We start from the raw sequence: 18,029 nt of genomic DNA, 5'->3' as shown, positions 1-18,029 counted from the left end.
CTCGTTCAATGACTCTGGTCGGGCGGCTCGTCGTCGCCGATCCGACTCGGGGTCGGACCAGTCTGCCGCTTGTATTTGGCGTCCCGCCGCTGGTGATAGGGGCGCATGGCGGGACCGGTCAGGGTCTCGAAGCTGATGGCGCAGATCGCCATGCCGGGCCGCAACGCCAATGGCAGCTTGCCGCTATTGAAGCACTCCAGCACGATGGCGCCGCTCCAGCCGGGATCGATACGATGGGCGGTGACATGCACCATCAATCCCAGCCGGGCCAGGCTGGAACGGCCATCCAGCCAGCCGACCAGATCGTCCGGCACGGTAATGGTCTCGACGGTGGCCGCCAGCGCCAGCTCACCGGGATGGATGAAAAACGCGCCATCCGCGCCGATTCGGATCTCCTTGCCCATGATCCGGTTGATGGCGTGATCGACTTCCTCCCGCGGCCCGCTGAGGTCGATATGCGACGCGGCGTGATCGTTGAACACCCGGAAGCGGCTGCCCAGATGCAGGTCCACGCTGACCCCGTTGATCCGGCCGACCGCCGGACGCGGTTCGATGCGGATTTTACCTTCGTCCAGACAGCGTTCGATGTCGCGATCGCACAGCCGCATATCGGCAAACCTCAGGTGTTTTGAATCACGATGCTGGGGAACTTGTGACTGTAGTTCCGGGCTTGCAGCGACAGTCGGGCGGCGGTACGACGGGCGATCTCCCGATACAGGCCGGCGATGCGGCTGTCCGGCTCCGCCACCACCGTGGGTCGGCCGCCATCGGTTTCCTCGCGGATACGAATATCCAGCGGCAGCGAGCCGAGAAAGGGCACGTCGTACTGCTCCGCCATGCGCTGACCGCCGCCCGCGCCGAAAATGTGTTCCTCGTGGCCGCATTGCGAGCAGATGTGGATGCTCATGTTCTCGACGATACCCAGCACCGGTATCTCCACTTTCTCGAACATCTTCAGCCCCTTGCGGGCGTCCAGCAAGGCGATGTCCTGTGGCGTGGTGACGATGACCGCACCGCTGACCGGCACTTTCTGCGAGAGGGTCAACTGCGTGTCGCCGGTGCCCGGCGGCAGGTCGATGATCAGATAATCGAGATCGTGCCAGCGGGTATCGCGCAGCAGTTGTTCGAGGGTTTGGGTCACCATCGGTCCGCGCCAGACCATCGGCGTATCTTCCTCGATCAGATAGCCGATCGACATGGACTGGATGTTGTAGCTGACGACCGGATTCAGCGTCTTGCCGTCCGGCGATTCCGGCTGTTGGCGCGCGCCCAGCATGCGCGGCTGACTGGGGCCATAGATATCGGCGTCCAGCAAGCCGACCCGCGCCCCTTCGACGCTGAGCGCCAGGGCCAGATTGACCGCCGTGGTGGATTTGCCGACCCCGCCCTTGCCGGACGCCACGGCGATGATGTTGCGCACGCCCGGCATCGGTTTCAGCCCCTTTTGCACCTCGTGGGCGATCACCTTGCACTCCACCCGCACCACCGCCTCGCCGGCGCCCAGCGCCGCCAACCGCTCGCCCAGGGCCGCGATCAAGGTATCCCGATAGCCCGCCGCCGGAAATCCCAGTTCCACATCAATCTCAATGCGATCGGCTCCGATCTGGATGTTCTTGATGCACTTGGCGGCGATCAAATCCTGTTCGAGATACGGGTCCACATAGCCCTTAAGGGCGGTTTCCACATCGGCACGCGATACAGCGGTCATAAGCGAGATTTCTCCTGCAAGATAAGTTCGATTCGATATCGGAAAACCGGGCGCCGGCACTTCCAGTGCGCCCGACGCGGCCGTTCAATAGCCGACCAGGCACTTCTGTCGGGCCACTTCCAATCTGAGGCGGGCATCCGCCTTCAGGGCCGCGAGCACGCATTGCCAGTACGAGGGCTGGTAATTATCCGCCATTCCCTGGCAATTGACCTGATTCAGCACATCTGGCGATTCGCCATGCTGTTCCGCCAGAGACACCGCCTGCTGGCAAAAATTCGCGCTCCAGATTTCCTCCGCCAGCGCCCCCTGGGCACGAACGGGACCCGTGGCCGCCAGCCCGGCCACCACCATCGCCAAGCCGAACACGCTTTGGACTTGCATGGGAAGCTCCTCATTAGTTAAGAACGACTCGACCCGATTTCGTGAAAACCCCACATGGCGGGCGTTCCGCTCGGCGGATGACAGCCATGCGGCAATGCTGCTAACGTAGCGACCTTTCCGACTGACCGCAACGATCCGGACCATGAGCGACCAAACCCGCCGCATCCTCGTCACCAGTGCCCTGCCCTACGCCAACGGCCCGATCCATATCGGCCACCTGGTCGAATACATCCAGACCGACATCTGGGTCCGCTTCCAGAAACTGCGCGGCCATGAATGCTACTACCTTTGCGCCGACGACGCCCACGGCACGCCGATCATGCTGCGCGCCGAACAGGACGGCGTAACCCCGGAACAACTGATCGAGCGGATCTGGCGGGAACATCACGCCGATTTCAGCGATTTCCTGATCGAGTTCGACAACTATTACTCCACGCATTCGCCGGAATGCCGGCAGTACGCCGAACTGATCTATCAGCGCCTGAACGAAGCCGGCCACATCAGCCGCCGGGTCATCACCCAAGCCTTCGACCCGGAAAAGCAGATGTTCCTGCCGGATCGCTTCATCAAGGGCGAATGCCCGCGCTGCGGCACGCCGGATCAGTACGGCGACAGTTGCGAAAACTGCGGCGCCACCTACTCCCCCACCGACCTGAAGAACCCGCGCTCGGTCCTGTCCGGCGCGACGCCGATTACCAGGGAATCGCTGCATTTCTTTTTCAAACTGGCCGATTTCGAGGCCATGCTGAAGGACTGGATCGCCAGCGGGCCGATCCAGTCGCAGATGATCAACAAGCTCAACGAATGGTTCACCGCCGGTTTGCAGGAATGGGACATCTCCCGCGACGCGCCGTACTGGGGCTTTGAAATCCCCGATGCGCCCGGCAAGTACTTTTACGTCTGGCTGGACGCGCCGATTGGCTACATGGCCAGCTTCCAGAACTTCTGCGACCGCACCGGTCTACGCTTCGACGATTTCTGGGGGCCGGACAGCGACGCCGAGGTCCACCACTTCATCGGCAAGGACATCGCCTATTTCCACATTCTGTTCTGGCCGGCGGAACTGACCGGAGCCGGCTTCCGCAAGCCGACCGCCGTGCATTGCCACGGTTTTCTGACCGTGGACGGCCAGAAAATGTCGAAATCGCGGGGCACCTTCATCAAGGCCCGCACCTATCTCAATCATCTACGGCCGGAATATCTGCGTTACTACTTCGCCACCAAGCTAAGCGACGGCATCGACGACCTCGACCTCAACTTCGAGGACTTCCTGCAGCGGGTCAACAGTGATTTGGTCGGCAAGCTGGTCAATATCGCCAGCCGCAGCGCCGGCTTCATCACCCGCCGCTTCGACGGCCGACTGGCCGACCATCTCGCCGAACCAGGCTTGTATGCGGAATTTGTCGCCGCCGCCGATTCCATCGCCCTGGCTTACGAAAGACGGGAATTCGGCCGGGCCATGCGCGAGATCATGGCGCTGGCCGACCGCGCCAATCAGTACATCGACGAGAAGAAACCCTGGACACTGGCCAAACAGCCCGGCGCCGAGGCCGAAGTGCAGGCCGTTTGCAGCCTGGGGCTCAACCTGTTCCGAGTGCTGGCGCTGTACCTCAAGCCGGTGCTGCCCGGTCTGACGGCGCAGGTCGAACAGTTCCTGCAAATCCCGCCGCTGCGCTGGAGCGATGCCGGCAACCCACTGCTCGGTCATGCCATCGCCGAGTTCAAGCCGCTGATGCAGCGGGTGGAAATGGCGCAAGTCGCGGCGATCATCGAGGAATCCAGGGAAGCCGCCCCAAGCGGCGAAGAGACGCCCGTACCGAGCGGGCCGCTGATCGACGATCCGATCGGCCCCACCATCGGCATCGAGGATTTCGCCAAGGTGGACTTGCGGGTGGCGCGGATCGTCAAGGCCGAAGCGGTGGCGGGCGCCGACAAACTGCTGCGGCTGGAACTGGATCTCGGTGGCGAAACCCGTCAGGTCTTCGCCGGCATCAAATCCGCTTACTCGCCGGAGGTGTTGCAAGGCCGGCTGACCGTGCTGGTCGCCAATCTCGCTCCGCGCAAGATGCGTTTCGGCGTTTCCGAGGGCATGGTGCTGGCGGCCGGCGGTGGGGGCGGTATCTACCTGCTCGGCCCGGACAGCGGCGCGGAGCCGGGGATGCGGGTCAAATGATCAATGCGCGCCCCGACCCCACAGGATGGTGTGAACGGTCTGTAGCAGGATCACGACGTCGAAAAAGAAGCTGTAATTCTTGATGTAATACAAATCGTATTGCAATTTCTCGCGCGCATCCTGCTCGGAAGCGCCATAGGGGTAGCAAATCTGCGCCCAGCCGGTGATGCCCGGCTTGACCATATGCCGCATGGAATAGCAAGGGATTTTCCGGCACAGATCGGCCACGAATTCCGGCCGCTCCGGCCTCGGGCCGACGAAGCTCATATCGCCGCGCAGCACATTGAACAACTGAGGTAACTCATCGACGCGGGTTTCGCGCAGTATCGCGCCGACCCGCGTGATCCGCGAGTCATTTTTCCCGGCCCAGACCGCCTTGCCATCCTTCTCGGCATCGACCACCATGCTGCGAAACTTAATCACCTCGAACAACCGATCCTTGAATCCAACTCGGGTCTGTCGGTATAAAATCGGCCCGCGGCCACCCGACTCCAGCCAAATGGCCAAGGTCGCCACCAACATGAACGGCCAGGTCAACGCCAGCAACAACAGACTCGCGGTAACATCGAGCACCCGCTTCACGGTGCTTCTGAGCCCCATTCCCTGAAAACCTTCGGCAAAGATGATGCTGCTCGGCCTTAACGCCTCCAATTGGATCTTGCCGGTCTGCCGTTCGAAGAAACCCAGAAAATGACTGATCGCAACCCCGTTGATTTTGCACTCCAGAATCTCGTCAACGGGAAACCCCTTGCGCCGGTCGTCCATGGCCACCACGATCTCGTCGATGTCCAGCTCATCCGCCAACTTGGCCAGGTTGCTGGTCACCCGCAACATGCGGCCAGCCGGCACTCTCGGTGTTTCCTGCTCATGAACCTGAATATAGCCGGGGACCAGGAAACTCAGGGTTCCCTGTTGCCGCAATGACTCGATCTCGGCCGCATGGTCGCCCACGCCCAACACCAGCACCCGCTGCTTGAGCTGATCTTGCTTGGAGATCCTGAAGAAGATGAAGCGCAACAGCAGGATGCTCAGAAAGGCAATCCCCATCGCGAGGCTGAACTCGCCACGGCCGAGCGCAAGGTCGGGCACCAGGTAGTACAGCAAGGTCATGGCGAATAGCCCGAACAGGAAGCTGACGCCGACCCGCAGCAGCATTTCGCCTTTGCCGCTCCAGAAATTGCGTTCGTACAAACCCAGCGCAATCATGATCGTCAACATGACGATCATGAAAACGGCCGCGCTCGGGACCATCTCGCTCATCCGAGGCCAGCCTTCGCTCTGGACCAGGGCGAAATACAGTGTCCGAGCGAGATAGATCGACCAAAACAGGCTGAGTGCTTCCGCCCCCAACAGCGTCAGCAGCGCCTGGGAAATATAGTGTCTGAGCAGGCGCATCATAATGGGGGGATGCCTATGATTGGATATGCCTTATTCTTCCATAATGTCTGTAAGTCCATATTGCTTGGAACGCACCCATCGTAGAGTTCACGGTGCGATAAAAGCCCGCCCATCGGCTCCGTCTCCTCTTCTATACTTGCCAGCATTTGCAACCTTCCCCGCAAACGGAGCACCAATGCATGTTTGATCTCGCCAATACTCGCATCGGCATCGTCGGCCTCGGCTACGTGGGCTTACCTTTGGCGGTCGAATTCGGCAAGCAGTTCCCGACGATCGGTCTGGATATCAACGCCGCCCGCATCCGCGAGCTACAGGCCGGCAGCGACAGCACACTGGAAGTCGCGCCCGAGGAATTGCGACAAGCCCGTCACCTGCTTTATACCGACCGCGCCGGGGACTTGGCAAACTGCAACGTCTACATCGTTACGGTACCGACTCCGGTGGATGACTACAAGCGTCCGGATTTCGGTCCATTGATCGGCGCCAGCACCACGGTGGGCCGGCTGTTGAAACCGGGCGATGTGGCGATTTACGAATCCACGGTCTACCCCGGCGCCACCGAGGAAGTCTGCGTGCCGATCCTGGAGCGGGAATCCGGCTTGCGTTTCAACACGGATTTTTTCGCCGGCTACAGCCCGGAACGCATCAATCCGGGCGACAAGGACCACCGGGTCACCACCATCCTCAAGATCACTTCCGGCTCCACCCCGGAGGCGGCGGAATTCGTGGACGCGCTGTACCGGAGCATTGTGACCGCCGGCACCCACCGTGCTTCCAGCATCCGGGTGGCGGAAGCCGCCAAGGTGATCGAGAATACCCAGCGCGACGTCAACATCGCCCTGGTCAACGAACTGGCCCTGCTGTTCAACCGCCTGGGCATCGACACCGAGGAAGTGTTGCGCGCCGCCGGCACCAAGTGGAATTTCCTGCCGTTCCGGCCGGGGCTGGTGGGCGGCCATTGCATCGGCGTCGATCCGTATTATCTGACCCACAAGGCCCAACAGATCGGCCACCACCCGGAAATGATCCTGGCCGGGCGGCGCATCAACGACGGCATGGGCGCCTACGTGGTGCAACGGGTGGTCAAGCTGATGAACCAGCGCCGGATCGCGGTGATGGACGCCAAGGTGCTGGTGCTGGGCCTGACCTTCAAGGAAAACTGCCCGGATTTGCGCAACACCCGGGTGGTGGACATCGTTCGGGAATTTCGCGACTACAACGCCTGCGTCGATGTGTACGATCCGTGGGTGGACCCCCGGGAGGCCCGGCATGAATACGACATCGACCCGGTCGCGGAGCTGAAGCCGGGACATTACGACGCCATCATCCTGGCGGTGGGCCACCGTCAGTTCCACGAGATGGGGGCGGAAGGCCTCCGCGCCACCGGCAAGCCCAACGCGGTGCTGTTCGATGTTAAATATTTGCTGCCCGCCGGCAGCGTGGACGGCCGCTTGTAAAGGCCGATGCGGAGTCCGCCATGAAAATTCTGGTCACGGGAAGCGCCGGTTTCATCGGTTCGACGCTGTCCCAGCGCTTGCTGGATCGCGGTGACGAGGTCATCGGTTTCGACAACCTGAACGATTACTACGATGTCAACCTGAAGCGGGCGCGGCTGGCCCGCCTGCAACGGCATCCTGGATTTAGCGAGGTGCGTGCCAACCTGGAGGATCGGTCGGCTCTTAGCGAGGCTTTTGCCCGGTATCGGCCGCAACGGGTGGTGAATCTGGCCGCTCAGGCCGGGGTGCGCTACTCGATGCAGAACCCGCACGCCTACGTCGATTCCAATCTGGTCGGCTTCGTCAATCTCCTGGAGGCCTGCCGCCATCATCAAATCGAGCATCTGGTCTACGCCTCGAGCAGTTCGGTGTACGGCGCCAACACCCGGATGCCGTTTTCGGTGCATGACAACGTCGATCACCCGCTCAGCCTGTACGCCGCCACCAAGAAAGCCAACGAGCTGATGGCGCACACCTACAGCCATTTGTACGGGCTGCCGGCCACCGGCTTGCGCTTCTTTACCGTTTACGGGCCGTGGGGCCGGCCGGACATGGCGCTGTTCCTGTTCACCCGCGCCATCCTGGCCGGCGAGCCGATCGACGTATTCAATCACGGTCATCACCGCCGCGACTTTACCTATATCGACGATATCGTCGAGGGGGTGGTGCGGACGCTGGACCGGGTGGCGACGCCGAACCCGGCCTGGTCGAGCGAGACGCCGGACCCGGCCACCAGCCGCGCGCCCTACCAGATCTACAACATCGGCAGCAACCGGCCGGTGGAACTGATGCGCTATATCGAGGTGTTGGAACAATGCCTGGGGCGGGTAGCGATCAAGAACATGCTACCAATGCAACCCGGCGATGTGCCGGATACCTATGCTGATGTCGAGGCGCTGGCCGAGGATGTCGGCTACCGGCCCGCTACCCCAGTCGAGGAGGGCGTGGCCCGCTTCGTGGCCTGGTATCGGGAGTACTATCGGGTCTAGCGTTCCGTCAGCGAGGAAAAGACGGATTGACTGCCGCTGTTATCTCTCTGGTGAAGATTAGGGTAGCCAGTAATTCACCGAACCGGAAAGCACGCATCAAAGGGCGCATTGGCCGGTGCCAGCAACCGCCGTGATTCCAAGCAGAATGGCAACACCCAGAGCCGCAGATCTGGAGCCTTTGGGAAATCGAAAACAGGCAATGGCTGGGCAAAACGGTCAGTTTTTGGGTATACCAGAATAACATCACCTTTTCCGTCCAGGTAACTCTGGCCGTAGGCCTGCAACTGGTAGAAGTCGTTTGGCGATAACCCGTATTTGTCTGTGCTATCGGACTTCAGATCATCCAGCAGTTTCCACTTGGTATCCAGCACGATCAAGTCCCGTGCGGCATCGCGGACCAGGAGATCGGGCTTGAGGCGGAACCAATTTTGCTCCTGGTGCCGAACCAAATGATGGCTGTGTGCCTGGGTTTTCAGGATCAGCGGCCGTGCCAGTTGCCTTGCCAGATGTTTGGCCACGAAAGCCTCAAATACGGCTTCCATTGGAAAAAGCAGGGATGGAGCACGGTTTTCGCCGACACCGGTCAAGGGCGATTCTGTTTCCAGGATCAGCCGTGCCCAGGCCAGCGCGTCGGCATAGTAGCCCATTCCCCGGTCGAGCCGAACCTGCTGAAAGTCAGGTACAACTTGGGTGGACTCCGGGATGTCGGCGAACACGAAACACAACTCGCGTGCCAACTTTTGATTCGCCTGCGATGCCGATATCGACAAGACGCGGCGCAAGGCCTTGTGTAGCAAGCGATTTTCTGGGCGGTTCGTCGAAAACTCATCGTACTCGGTAAAGAATCGATCCGCCCGGCAGAGGTTCTGGCGCAGGTGCTGTGCTACCCGCAACTTGCCACGCAGGGCAAACAGGTTGTCTTGCCGCGACGAATAGGCGCTACGCAGGCCCCGCTTGACGATGTGTTCGACAGCCAGCAGAAACTCGCCAACGAACACCTCCAGCAAAGGCATCCGCGTGGCGGCGAGCTTGGCTCGGTCGATCTGAATATGGCGAAACCCGCTCAGGCAGCGAAGCATCTCAATCAGCAGTTGCCGCGCCTGAGCAGGGCCGCCGCCGATCGCCTGCCCCACCTTGGGCAACACTTCGATCTGAAACCCATCAGGTGCGCGAATGACGCCGACGAAGCTCTTGACCTGAATGACTTTTCGTCCGCGTCGCTGGGTCAGCCGCAGCCAGGCCACGTCACCTTGTTCGGAAGTATGCAGGCACTGCTTCTCCAGCCAATCGAACACGTTGGCGGGCACCTTACCCAACTCGTCGGTCTTGCTGTCGTCCGTCCCCTGTTTAACCAGCACGCCGAACTCGTGGATCGTGACGCTGCTCATCTTCCTGTCAGCCAATCAGAGCGCCAGCGTCTGGTAGATACCGATGTAGGCATCAGGATTGAAGAACGCGGATTCCTGCAAGGCGTAACGCCTCTTGGTGGTGAACGCATCGAGGCCGTGATCGTTGCCAAACAGGCGGGTTAGATCATCCTCGTGATCCTCGCTCGCGGTCATAAAGCGCGCCGCTTCACCTTTTTGGTTGTCCGCCAAAACGAGTTGGATCTTCTGCCAGTCTTCGAAGAAGTATTCTTCCAACAGCGGCACGATCCGGTTACGGAAAATCTGCCCGAGCGCCTCGAAGCGTTGCCCATCGTCCAGCACACTGGCCAGCGTGGTCAAATAGGCATGGCCAATGGTGTGGTCCCGGTCGTAGATCGCCTCCACCCGCCGATTGATCGCGGTGAGCATTCTTGGGATGTCGATGATCTTTTGTCCATGGGCTACCCGCAAGCCGTGGAGGGGCGCGCCGGGTTCGTCACGGCTGTCTGGCATGAGCGGTTCGAAATCAAAACGCCGCCGCAAAGCTGTGTCCAGCAGCGCCAGTGATCGGTCCGCCGTGTTCATCGTGCCGATGATGTCCACGTTGGCGGGGACCGAGAATGGTTTGCCCGAATATGGGAGCGTGACGGTTACGGCGTTTTCGGCGCCTTCGCGCTTGTCGGGTTCGATGAGCGTGATCAGTTCACCGAAGATTTTGCTGATATTGCCACGATTGATTTCGTCGATAACCATCGCGAAGCGTTGATCGGGTGCCTCGCGGGCCTTGCGGCACAAATCCTTGAAGACGCCTGGCCGGATCTCGTACCGGAGTTCGTTCGACTCTGCATCGCCATCCAGTAGGAGGGGGCGCAGGCCCTCGATAAATTCCTCGTAGCCGTAGGACTGGTGAAACGTAACGAAACTGTAGCGCCGCACAGAACCCGCAGGTTGCTCGTAGTCTCGCTTCAACATCTGCGAGAGCTTATATGTCTTGCCGGTCCCTGGTGGACCGTAGTAGATGCGATTAGATGGCGGCACGCTCGCCTTGTTGGCCGGTGTTTTCTCTTCCTTAGCTCCCTCGTTCGAATCGGGGGGGTCTTCGAGAAGCTGATCCGGCCAGAGGGCGTGGCGCTCGAAAAACAGGCCCCACCACTCGTTAATAGCTTGGCGTTCCGAGGCCAGCGCGGATTCAATTCTGGTAAATAGTTCTTCAGTCAGTGGCTTTCGATTCAGCTTGGACATCACGCCAAGCTCGCGCTCCCAAGTGATATTTCGTGTGCTGGGATAATAAATACCGAGTACGCCTTTAGCGCGCTCGCTACCGACGTTCTTACGGCCAAAGCGGACTTGGACTGGATTTTCAATTTCCATATGCCACCAGTCCAGACCGGCAGCGTGTACGGCCCTAGCCAGTCGGCAAAATAAAACCTTGTCTTGCGGCGACCATGACTGACGGATCTCTCTGAAGGCCTCCTTTCCATCGAAGTGACTTAGCAGTTCATCATCAGAAAGCTGGTTCGTATCCTTAATAAAAGAAACTGGATTCGTTTTTTTATTTGTACGAATTCCTAATTCACTAAGCCTCAAACGATAAGACTCTTCAATACATTCTTGCAGCTTATAAGTATTAGGTAGCATATTAAATTCCTTTTCTGTAATTCTAGCCCAATTGCCCGCATTCCCTGGATAGATTTTAAAAGGGTCAGACTGGTTTTTAAGCGCGTTAATAGGTATATGAAATAAGCCCCGATCCTGATCGACATTATTATACTTATGTAAATAAATTTTTAAAAAAGAATGATCGCGATCTTTTAAAAAAAGACCAACCCATTTTCCAGTTTCTTCTTCAATATTTTTAACATATTTAGGATAATATTTAACTGAAGGAGCATCATCAAAGTCATTACTAAGCAGAAAAGCCCATTTAATTAATTCAATAATTTTATTCTGAAAAGGTGAGTCACTAATATAGCTTTTAATAAGATCACAACATTCATCAATATTATCATTTGACATTTTAGTTACTTATTGATTTTTGTTTAATAAAAACCGACTCGCTTTACCACTGTGCGTCACCAACAACCGCTCCCTGGCACGAGTACACGCCACATAGAGCAATTGCCATTCCTGCTCGATAAAAACCGCCCGATCAGCCTCATCCACCAATTCGCCGAGTACACTGGCGCGCGGTAACATGTCCTCGTCGCAGCCCATCACGATCACGACCTTGAATTCCAATCCCTTGGCGCGGTGCATGCTGCCCAGCGAAACATGCGCGTCGGTCGGCGGTGCTTCATCGCTGAGATAATGACCCGCCAAGCCACACTGCCGCAAAGCCGGTTCGGCGCGTTCCTTGAGCCGGGTTTCGCTGCGGCAGAAGATCGCGATATCGCGGGGCGCGAACTCGTCGGCCGTCAGTTCCCACACTGTAGCGCATAAGTCTATTCCTTGAACACGGCTTCCACGGTATCAGCGTCCAGCAATTGATCGGCCCATCGTTCCAATTGGGGAGGCGTTCCTTCCTGGAGTTTGGTTTCGACCCAGGCGGGTGGATCGCCGAAACGTCGTTGCAGTTGTCGGCGTAGCACCTGTTGTATTCCTAATTGCGTTCCGCGCTTCATGCCGATACGTTCGGCGCTGCTGATGTACCGCATCTTCGTACTCTCCTCCAACTCATGAATCTCATCGAGACACGCCTCTTCCAGAGCTTCGGGCAAGGCCAGCAGCCAGTCGATGAACTCGTACAAGTCCAGCACTTCCGGTTTGGTCCAGCCCCGCTGGTACAGCCGCCGGGTCAGGGCCAGCTTGCCGGCTAGCCGTTGCGGCAGATCCTGGCGGGTCGCCTGCGCCAGCAGATGGGTCGCCGTCGCTAGGGCGAAAGGATTGGGGTCCGTTTCCAGTTCCGCCATCCGCCCCCGATCGTCCAATAGTTTGACCACCGGAAACGTGAGCTTGAGCTCGCAGCCCCACAATTGGCGTTCGTAGCGATCCGGCCGCCACTGGGGCCGGTCGTCGGCCAGCACCACCAGACTGGCCAAGGGCAACCGGTAGCGGTCGAACAGCCGGTAGTAGTAGACGAACATCCGCTCGGCGAAGTCGGTTTCCTGGCCGGCCTGGATTTCGACATGAACCAGCACCCACATTTCCTCACCGGTACGCCGCCAGACTCTAACCAGTTTGTCGGCATAGCGGCGCTTTTCCTTGGCGCGGCGGCTGATTTTCTGCAACTCCTTGTCCAGGAACACGTAGCCGCACGCCCAGTCGATCTCGGCGGCGATGGGCGGGAAGAACCAGGCCATGAAGGCGGGAAACCAGCGTTCCAGCAGGGTCTTCCAGGGGGAATCAAAGTCGTCCGAACGGTCGGGTGGCTTTCGGCGGGTGCGGGAGGGATTTTTCATCACCAGATCAGGTTTGCAAGAAGCAACTCGGCCTACCGCTATACGTCACCAACAACCGCTCCCTGGCACGAGTACAGGCCACATAGAGCAATTGCCGTTCCTGCTCGATAAAAACCGCCCGATCAGCCTCATCCACCAATTCGCTGAGTACGCTGGCGCGCGGCAACATATCCTCATCGCAGCCCATCACGATGACGATCTTGAACTCCAAGCCCTTGGCGCGGTGCATACTGCCCAGCGAAACATGCGCGTCGGTCGGCGGCGCTTCATCGCTGAGATAATGACCCGCCAAGCCACACTGTTGCAAAGCCGGTTCGGCGCGTTCCTTGAGCCGGGTTTCGCTGCGGCAGAAGATCGCGATATCGCGGGGCGAAAAGCCGCCAGCCGTCAACTCCCGCAAGCGCTGGGCAACGCCGGCGATTTCTTCATTCACATGGGCATAGCCGCTGACTTCCGGTGGCGGCCCCTTCAACAGCGAAATGGACGCGCGGGGTTCCGGTTTGCTGTCGCCATCCTCATCCAGCGCGGCGGGCAGCAGTGTGTCGGCGAAACGGCGGATTTGCTCGGTGGTGCGGTAATTCACCGTCAAGCGCGTCGCCCGTCCGCGTACCTCGATACCCGCCGCCTTCCAGGAAAACCGGGGCTGATAAATTCGCTGGCCGGCGTCGCCGCACAAAAAGAGATCGTTATCGCCAGGGGCAACCAAGGCGCGTAACAAGCGGAACTCGGCGGGACCGAAGTCCTGCGCCTCGTCGGCGACGACATACAGGTAGGGCGGCGGCCGTTCGGCCAGTTCGGCCAGTTCGGCGGCGAGGCGGAAGCACAGGCGTTCCCAAGTCATGTAGTGCTTCTCTTCCAGTACCGCCAAAAACTCGGTAAATACACCCCAAACGGCCCGCCGTTGCCGGATGCCTAATCGGGTTCCACGCCCTTTCCGTGAGACGCGAAGATAGGTTTCTTCATCGTTGATGCCCCAAAAATTGACGATAGCCTCCCATTCCGCTTTGAGAAACGCCGGAGAACATTCGGCCACACCGGTTTTGGCGATGGCGGTTTGCAGCAATTCGTTGAACCGCTTGGTATTGATGAAAGCGAACTTGCGTTTGAGCGTGTTGACCCACGTATCCCGTGCCAGCTTGTGGAGATGAACGATGTCGATCTGGGCGCGTTCCGGGGCGTCGGAACCCAGCAATAAATCGGCGTTCTGGCTCAGGCGCGCGGCGAGGGTTTTGGAAAAGGTGGTCAACAACACCCGCCCCTGCGGCGCGGAACGGGCCAGCGCGGCGGCCCGGTGCAGGGCGACCACCGATTTGCCGGTACCGGCGGCTCCCGAGACCCGCGCCGGTCCGCCATAGCGCCGCTCGACCACGCCGCGCTGGGTCGGATGCAGGAAGACGATCCAGCGCTCCCAGGGATATTCCAGCGCCCGGCGCAATTCCTGTTGGTTGTCGATGACGCGAAACCGGCGCTGGGCGTCGGGATGCGCGAAGGGCGTCTCGGTGACCGTCACCGGACGCGGCACCGGCTCGCCGCACGCGAGTTTCAGCAGGCGCTCCGCCGCTTCCTGCGGCAAGCGATCCAGCAACTCATCCAGATGCTCTTCGCCGGCATGGCGCACCGCATCCAGCCATGCCTCCGGCACGCCCAGCGCGAGCAGATAGTCGCTGTCGTAATGACCGAACAGCAACGGCGTCTCGCGCGGTATGTATTTGACGACTTCTTCCACCCGCTCATGGATTTCAACGACTTGCGCGGCATGAGTCTGCGGGTGCACTTCAAAGCGCCGCTTCTGGCCCCAACGGTATGCTTCGTCGTGAGGCGCGGCATAACACAGCACGAGGTGATCGGCGTCGCGGTAGAGAATGATGCGCAAGTCGAGGTTGACCCGCGCCGACCAGAAATGCTTGTCGGTCGCGCGATCCAGGCGATGCAACTGAAAGCTCGGGTGTTCCGGCCCCAGTTGGAGATCGAACGCCGCCTGTTTGACCAGGGTCTGCGCTTGGGTCGCGAGACGAGCCAGGCTGTCGATAAAGGTACTGGCGATGATGAAATTCATGGATGCGACGACCAAGACACTCCGCTACTGGGTGCTATAGCGTTCCCAAATCCGTTGTAGAATCTCCCCTCCTTGGACAAGGAGGGGTGGCGCGCAGCGCCGGGGTGGTTCGCGACGGTGATTCCACGAGTCGGACAGGAACGCGATATCGAAAGGGTTACCCATGTATTGTAGCTTATGAGCGAGATGTCAAAAGTCGCTAGGCCGAGCCGGTGGCCACTTCATCCAGCCGCCGCCACACGCAGGCCCCGCCGCTCTTCTTGTCCAGCATGTCCAGATACTGGTCGTGAGCGGCGCGCTCCTCGGCGCTGGCGCGCAGCACCGGCAGCGGCGGCCGGTTCCGAGGCAGTGCCGCCCGTCGGCTCTCCTGGTTGCGCCGCATCGTGGCCGCGCTCTCCTGAACGAACAGCGAATCCTGCTGGCGCGTCATCGCCAGGTAGACATCGGCCAGAATTTCCGCGTCGAGCAGGGCACCGTGCAGGGCGCGCTGTGAGTTATCGACGCCGTAGCGCTTGCACAGGGCATCCAGATTGTTACGCTGGCCGGGATGGCGCTGGCGGGCCAGCAACAGCGTGTCCTCGACCCGGCAGATCTGCTCCAGTGTGCTCTGACCGAGCCCGCAGCGCCGCAACTCGTGATTGAGAAAACCCAGGTCGAAAGCCGCGTTGTGGATGATCAATTCCGCGCCCCGGATGAACTCCAGGAACTGATCGGCGATCTCGGCAAAGCGCGGCTGGTCGGCGAGGAACTCATTGGTCAGACCGTGAACCTTCATGGCTCCTTCGTCGATGGCGCGCTCCGGTCGCAGGTAGACGTGGAAGCGCTGCTCGGTCAACCGCCGGTTCCGCAGTTCGATGCAGCCGATTTCGATGACCCGATGCCCTTGGCCGGGATCGAGGCCGGTGGTTTCCGTGTCGAGCACAATTTGCCGTTCGTGCATACCCATCGCTCCGTTCAGACTCCGCCTGCTTTGATGCGGGAAACCGCCGCCCGTGCCAGTTGATCCACTCGCTCGTTCTCGGGATGGCCGCTGTGGCCGCGCACCCATTCCCATTCCACCTGATGCGGGGTCAGGGCGGCTTCCAGGCGTTGCCAGAGATCGACGTTCTTGACCGGCTGGCGGTCGGCGGTTTTCCACTCACGCCGCTTCCAGGCGGTCAGCCATTCGGTCATACCCTTCATGACGTACTGGCTGTCGGTGCAAATCCGCACCCGCATCGGGCGTTTCAGCGCCTCCAGGCCATGAATGACCGCCAGCAGCTCCATACGGTTGTTGGTGGTGGCCGCTTCGCCACCGGACAGTTCCTTCTCATGCCCCTGATATCGGAGCAACGCCCCCCAACCGCCGGGGCCAGGGTTGCCGGAACAGGCACCGTCGGTGAACAGCGCCACCCACTCCGCTTCGGTATTCCTGGTTCCGTTCGTCATCAGACCGCCACCATCCCATTACCCGTCGCCTCCAGGTTCAAGGCCGCCGCCAGCAGCGCTTGGGTATAGGGATGTTCGGGTTGCTCGAACACCCGCCGCGCCGGTCCCGCCTCCACCACCCGACCGTTCTTCATCACCAGCAGATGATTGGCCAGCGCCCGCACCACCCGCAAATCATGGCTGATGAAGATGTAGGCCAGCCGGTGGCGGCGCTGCAACTCGCGCAATAAATCCACGATCTGCGCCTGCACCGACACATCCAGGGCGCTGGTCGGTTCGTCGAGCACCAGCAAGCGCGGTTGCAGGGCCAAGGCGCGGGCGATGGCGATGCGCTGGCGCTGACCGCCGGAGAACTCATGCGGGTAACGATCCTGAGTGTCCGGGTCCAGCCCGACTTCCTCCAGCGCCCCGGCAATCCAGGCCCGGCGGGCGGCACGGTCGCCGGCCAGCCCGTGCACCCGCAAACCCTCCTCAATGATCTCGCCCACCGACAAGCGGGGACTGAGCGAACCGTAGGGGTCCTGAAATACGATCTGCATGGCTTTGCGCAACGGCCGCAGCATCTTGCCGGACAGCTCATCGATGCGCTGGCCCTGGAAGCAAATCGCGCCCTTGCTGGACAACAACCGCAGCAGCGCCAGTCCCAGGGTGGTCTTGCCGGAACCGCTCTCCCCCACCACGCCCAGGGTCTGCCCCTCGCGTACCTGAGCGCTGACCCCATCGACCGCCTTGACGTGATCGGCCACGCGCCCCAGCCATCCTCGCTTGAGCGGAAACCAAACCTTGAGATCGTCGCCGGCCATGACTTCCGGCGCATCGCCGCTTTCCGGCGGCGGCTCGCCCCTGGGTTCGGCGGCCAGCAGTTGCCGGGTGTAGGGATGTTGCGGGTGGGCGAACAGCTCGGCGACCGGGCCGGTTTCCACCACCACGCCGGCCTGCATCACGCACACCCGGTCAGCCATTTTGCGAACGATGCTCAGATCATGGGTGATGAACAGGATGGCCATGCCGAGCCGCGCCTGCAATTCCTTGAGCAGCTTGAGGATCTGGGCCTGGATAGTGACATCCAGCGCCGTGGTCGGCTCGTCGGCGATCAGGATGTCGGGATCGTTGGCCAGGGCCATGGCGATCATCACCCGCTGGCGCTGGCCGCCGGACAGTTCATGCGGCAGGGCATTCAAACGATACGCGGCGTCGGGCAAACCCACCAAATCCAGCAACTCCACGATCCGCGCCTTTAACGCCGCGCCGCTCAGTCCCTTGTGCAACCACAGTGTCTCGCCAATCTGCTTTTCGATGGAATGCAGGGGATTGAGCGAGGTCATCGGCTCCTGGAACACCATGGCGATCTGGTTGCCGCGTACCTCGCGCAGACGGGCCGGCGCCGCGGCGACCAGCTCCTCGCCGCGCAGGCGGATGCTCCCACCAGGATGCCGGGCATGGGGATAGGGCAGCAGTTGCAGGATGGAAAGCGCCGACACCGACTTGCCGGAACCGCTCTCCCCGACCAGCGCCAGGGTTTGGCCGCGCTCCAGCGTGAACGACACCTGCTTGACCGCCGTGGTCGCGCCGAAGGAGACGGACAGGTCGCGAACTTCGAGGAGGGGTACCGCGTCGATTGCCTGCATGTTCGAT

15 protein-coding genes are annotated in these 18,029 nt (G+C 60.4%); 3 read left to right on the top strand and 12 right to left on the bottom strand.

Annotated elements, in window-relative coordinates:
- Positions 1-5 precede the first annotated feature (5 nt).
- From dcd to IPM89_10335, 3 genes are all read right to left on the bottom strand, one after another.
- Positions 6-608: a dCTP deaminase gene (gene dcd / locus IPM89_10345; GenBank protein ID QQS53304.1), complete on the bottom strand. Its 603-nt coding sequence runs from the start codon at positions 606-608 to the stop codon at positions 6-8.
- Between the two features lie 11 nt (positions 609-619).
- On the bottom strand, positions 620-1,708 hold the full coding sequence (apbC, locus tag IPM89_10340; protein QQS53303.1) for an iron-sulfur cluster carrier protein ApbC: 1,089 nt from the start codon (positions 1,706-1,708) through the stop codon (positions 620-622).
- Positions 1,709-1,792: 84 nt separating this feature from the next.
- Positions 1,793-2,089: a hypothetical protein gene (locus tag IPM89_10335; GenBank protein ID QQS53302.1), complete on the bottom strand. Its 297-nt coding sequence runs from the start codon at positions 2,087-2,089 to the stop codon at positions 1,793-1,795.
- Between the two features lie 142 nt (positions 2,090-2,231).
- On the opposite strand from IPM89_10335, the gene metG reads away from it, so the two are divergent.
- Positions 2,232-4,262: a methionine--tRNA ligase gene (metG, locus tag IPM89_10330; protein QQS53301.1), complete on the top strand. Its 2,031-nt coding sequence runs from the start codon at positions 2,232-2,234 to the stop codon at positions 4,260-4,262.
- Here the strand turns inward: metG and IPM89_10325 are convergent, their stop codons facing one another.
- Positions 4,263-5,660: a TIGR03013 family PEP-CTERM/XrtA system glycosyltransferase gene (locus tag IPM89_10325; GenBank protein ID QQS53300.1), complete on the bottom strand. Its 1,398-nt coding sequence runs from the start codon at positions 5,658-5,660 to the stop codon at positions 4,263-4,265.
- Between the two features lie 179 nt (positions 5,661-5,839).
- Between IPM89_10325 and tviB the strand changes: the two genes are divergently transcribed.
- A complete protein-coding gene (gene tviB / locus IPM89_10320; protein QQS53299.1) occupies positions 5,840-7,117 on the top strand; it encodes a Vi polysaccharide biosynthesis UDP-N-acetylglucosamine C-6 dehydrogenase TviB in 1,278 nt (425 codons plus the stop codon).
- A 20-nt stretch (positions 7,118-7,137) separates the two neighbouring features.
- The gene (locus IPM89_10315) at positions 7,138-8,145 is read left to right on the top strand and encodes an NAD-dependent epimerase (protein QQS53298.1); all 1,008 of its coding nucleotides are present in this window, start codon (positions 7,138-7,140) and stop codon (positions 8,143-8,145) included.
- 74 nt (positions 8,146-8,219) lie between these two features.
- Here the strand turns inward: IPM89_10315 and IPM89_10310 are convergent, their stop codons facing one another.
- From IPM89_10310 to IPM89_10275, 8 genes are all read right to left on the bottom strand, one after another.
- A complete protein-coding gene (locus tag IPM89_10310) occupies positions 8,220-9,533 on the bottom strand; it encodes an McrC family protein (GenBank protein QQS53297.1) in 1,314 nt (437 codons plus the stop codon).
- A 15-nt stretch (positions 9,534-9,548) separates the two neighbouring features.
- Positions 9,549-11,528: an AAA family ATPase gene (locus IPM89_10305; GenBank protein ID QQS53296.1), complete on the bottom strand. Its 1,980-nt coding sequence runs from the start codon at positions 11,526-11,528 to the stop codon at positions 9,549-9,551.
- Between the two features lie 9 nt (positions 11,529-11,537).
- A complete protein-coding gene (locus IPM89_10300; protein ID QQS53295.1) occupies positions 11,538-11,939 on the bottom strand; it encodes an ATP-dependent helicase in 402 nt (133 codons plus the stop codon).
- Positions 11,940-11,953: 14 nt separating this feature from the next.
- Positions 11,954-12,910 carry a cytosolic protein gene (locus IPM89_10295; protein ID QQS53294.1) on the bottom strand — a complete coding sequence of 319 codons (957 nt, stop codon included), beginning with the start codon at positions 12,908-12,910 and terminating at the stop codon, positions 11,954-11,956.
- A gap of 7 nt (positions 12,911-12,917) precedes the next feature.
- Entirely contained in the window at positions 12,918-14,981 is a 2,064-nt protein-coding gene (locus IPM89_10290; protein QQS53293.1) for an AAA family ATPase, read from the bottom strand.
- A gap of 184 nt (positions 14,982-15,165) precedes the next feature.
- Positions 15,166-15,906 carry a DNA polymerase III subunit epsilon gene (dnaQ, locus tag IPM89_10285; protein ID QQS53292.1) on the bottom strand — a complete coding sequence of 247 codons (741 nt, stop codon included), beginning with the start codon at positions 15,904-15,906 and terminating at the stop codon, positions 15,166-15,168.
- A gap of 14 nt (positions 15,907-15,920) precedes the next feature.
- Positions 15,921-16,394, bottom strand: a complete 474-nt coding sequence (rnhA, locus tag IPM89_10280) for a ribonuclease HI (protein QQS53291.1) — start codon at positions 16,392-16,394, stop codon at positions 15,921-15,923.
- A complete protein-coding gene (locus IPM89_10275; protein ID QQS53290.1) occupies positions 16,394-18,022 on the bottom strand; it encodes an ABC transporter ATP-binding protein in 1,629 nt (542 codons plus the stop codon). Before IPM89_10275 ends, rnhA begins: the two co-directional genes overlap by 1 nt.
- Between the last annotated feature and the right edge of the window lie 7 nt (positions 18,023-18,029).

It is taken from the genome of Candidatus Competibacteraceae bacterium (genome assembly GCA_016699715.1).
Lineage (GTDB): Bacteria > Pseudomonadota > Gammaproteobacteria > Competibacterales > Competibacteraceae > Competibacter.
This window is presented reverse-complemented; position numbering and strand designations above follow the sequence as displayed.

Bases quoted from the DNA above. Each gene is read 5' to 3' on its own strand.
- IPM89_10335 (QQS53302.1), bottom strand. From the start codon at position 2,089: ATGCAAGTCCAAAGCGTGTTCGGCTTGGCGATGGTGGTGGCCGGGCTG.
- IPM89_10305 (QQS53296.1), bottom strand. From the start codon at position 11,528: ATGTCAAATGATAATATTGATGAATGTTGTGATCTTATTAAAAGCTAT.
- tviB (QQS53299.1), top strand. From the start codon at position 5,840: ATGTTTGATCTCGCCAATACTCGCATCGGCATCGTCGGCCTCGGCTAC.
- rnhA (QQS53291.1), bottom strand. From the start codon at position 16,394: ATGACGAACGGAACCAGGAATACCGAAGCGGAGTGGGTGGCGCTGTTC.
- IPM89_10315 (QQS53298.1), top strand. From the start codon at position 7,138: ATGAAAATTCTGGTCACGGGAAGCGCCGGTTTCATCGGTTCGACGCTG.
- apbC (QQS53303.1), bottom strand. From the start codon at position 1,708: ATGACCGCTGTATCGCGTGCCGATGTGGAAACCGCCCTTAAGGGCTAT.
- IPM89_10275 (QQS53290.1), bottom strand. From the start codon at position 18,022: ATGCAGGCAATCGACGCGGTACCCCTCCTCGAAGTTCGCGACCTGTCC.
- IPM89_10325 (QQS53300.1), bottom strand. From the start codon at position 5,660: ATGATGCGCCTGCTCAGACACTATATTTCCCAGGCGCTGCTGACGCTG.
- metG (QQS53301.1), top strand. From the start codon at position 2,232: ATGAGCGACCAAACCCGCCGCATCCTCGTCACCAGTGCCCTGCCCTAC.
- dnaQ (QQS53292.1), bottom strand. From the start codon at position 15,906: ATGCACGAACGGCAAATTGTGCTCGACACGGAAACCACCGGCCTCGAT.
- IPM89_10295 (QQS53294.1), bottom strand. From the start codon at position 12,910: ATGAAAAATCCCTCCCGCACCCGCCGAAAGCCACCCGACCGTTCGGAC.
- dcd (QQS53304.1), bottom strand. From the start codon at position 608: ATGCGGCTGTGCGATCGCGACATCGAACGCTGTCTGGACGAAGGTAAA.
- IPM89_10310 (QQS53297.1), bottom strand. From the start codon at position 9,533: ATGAGCAGCGTCACGATCCACGAGTTCGGCGTGCTGGTTAAACAGGGG.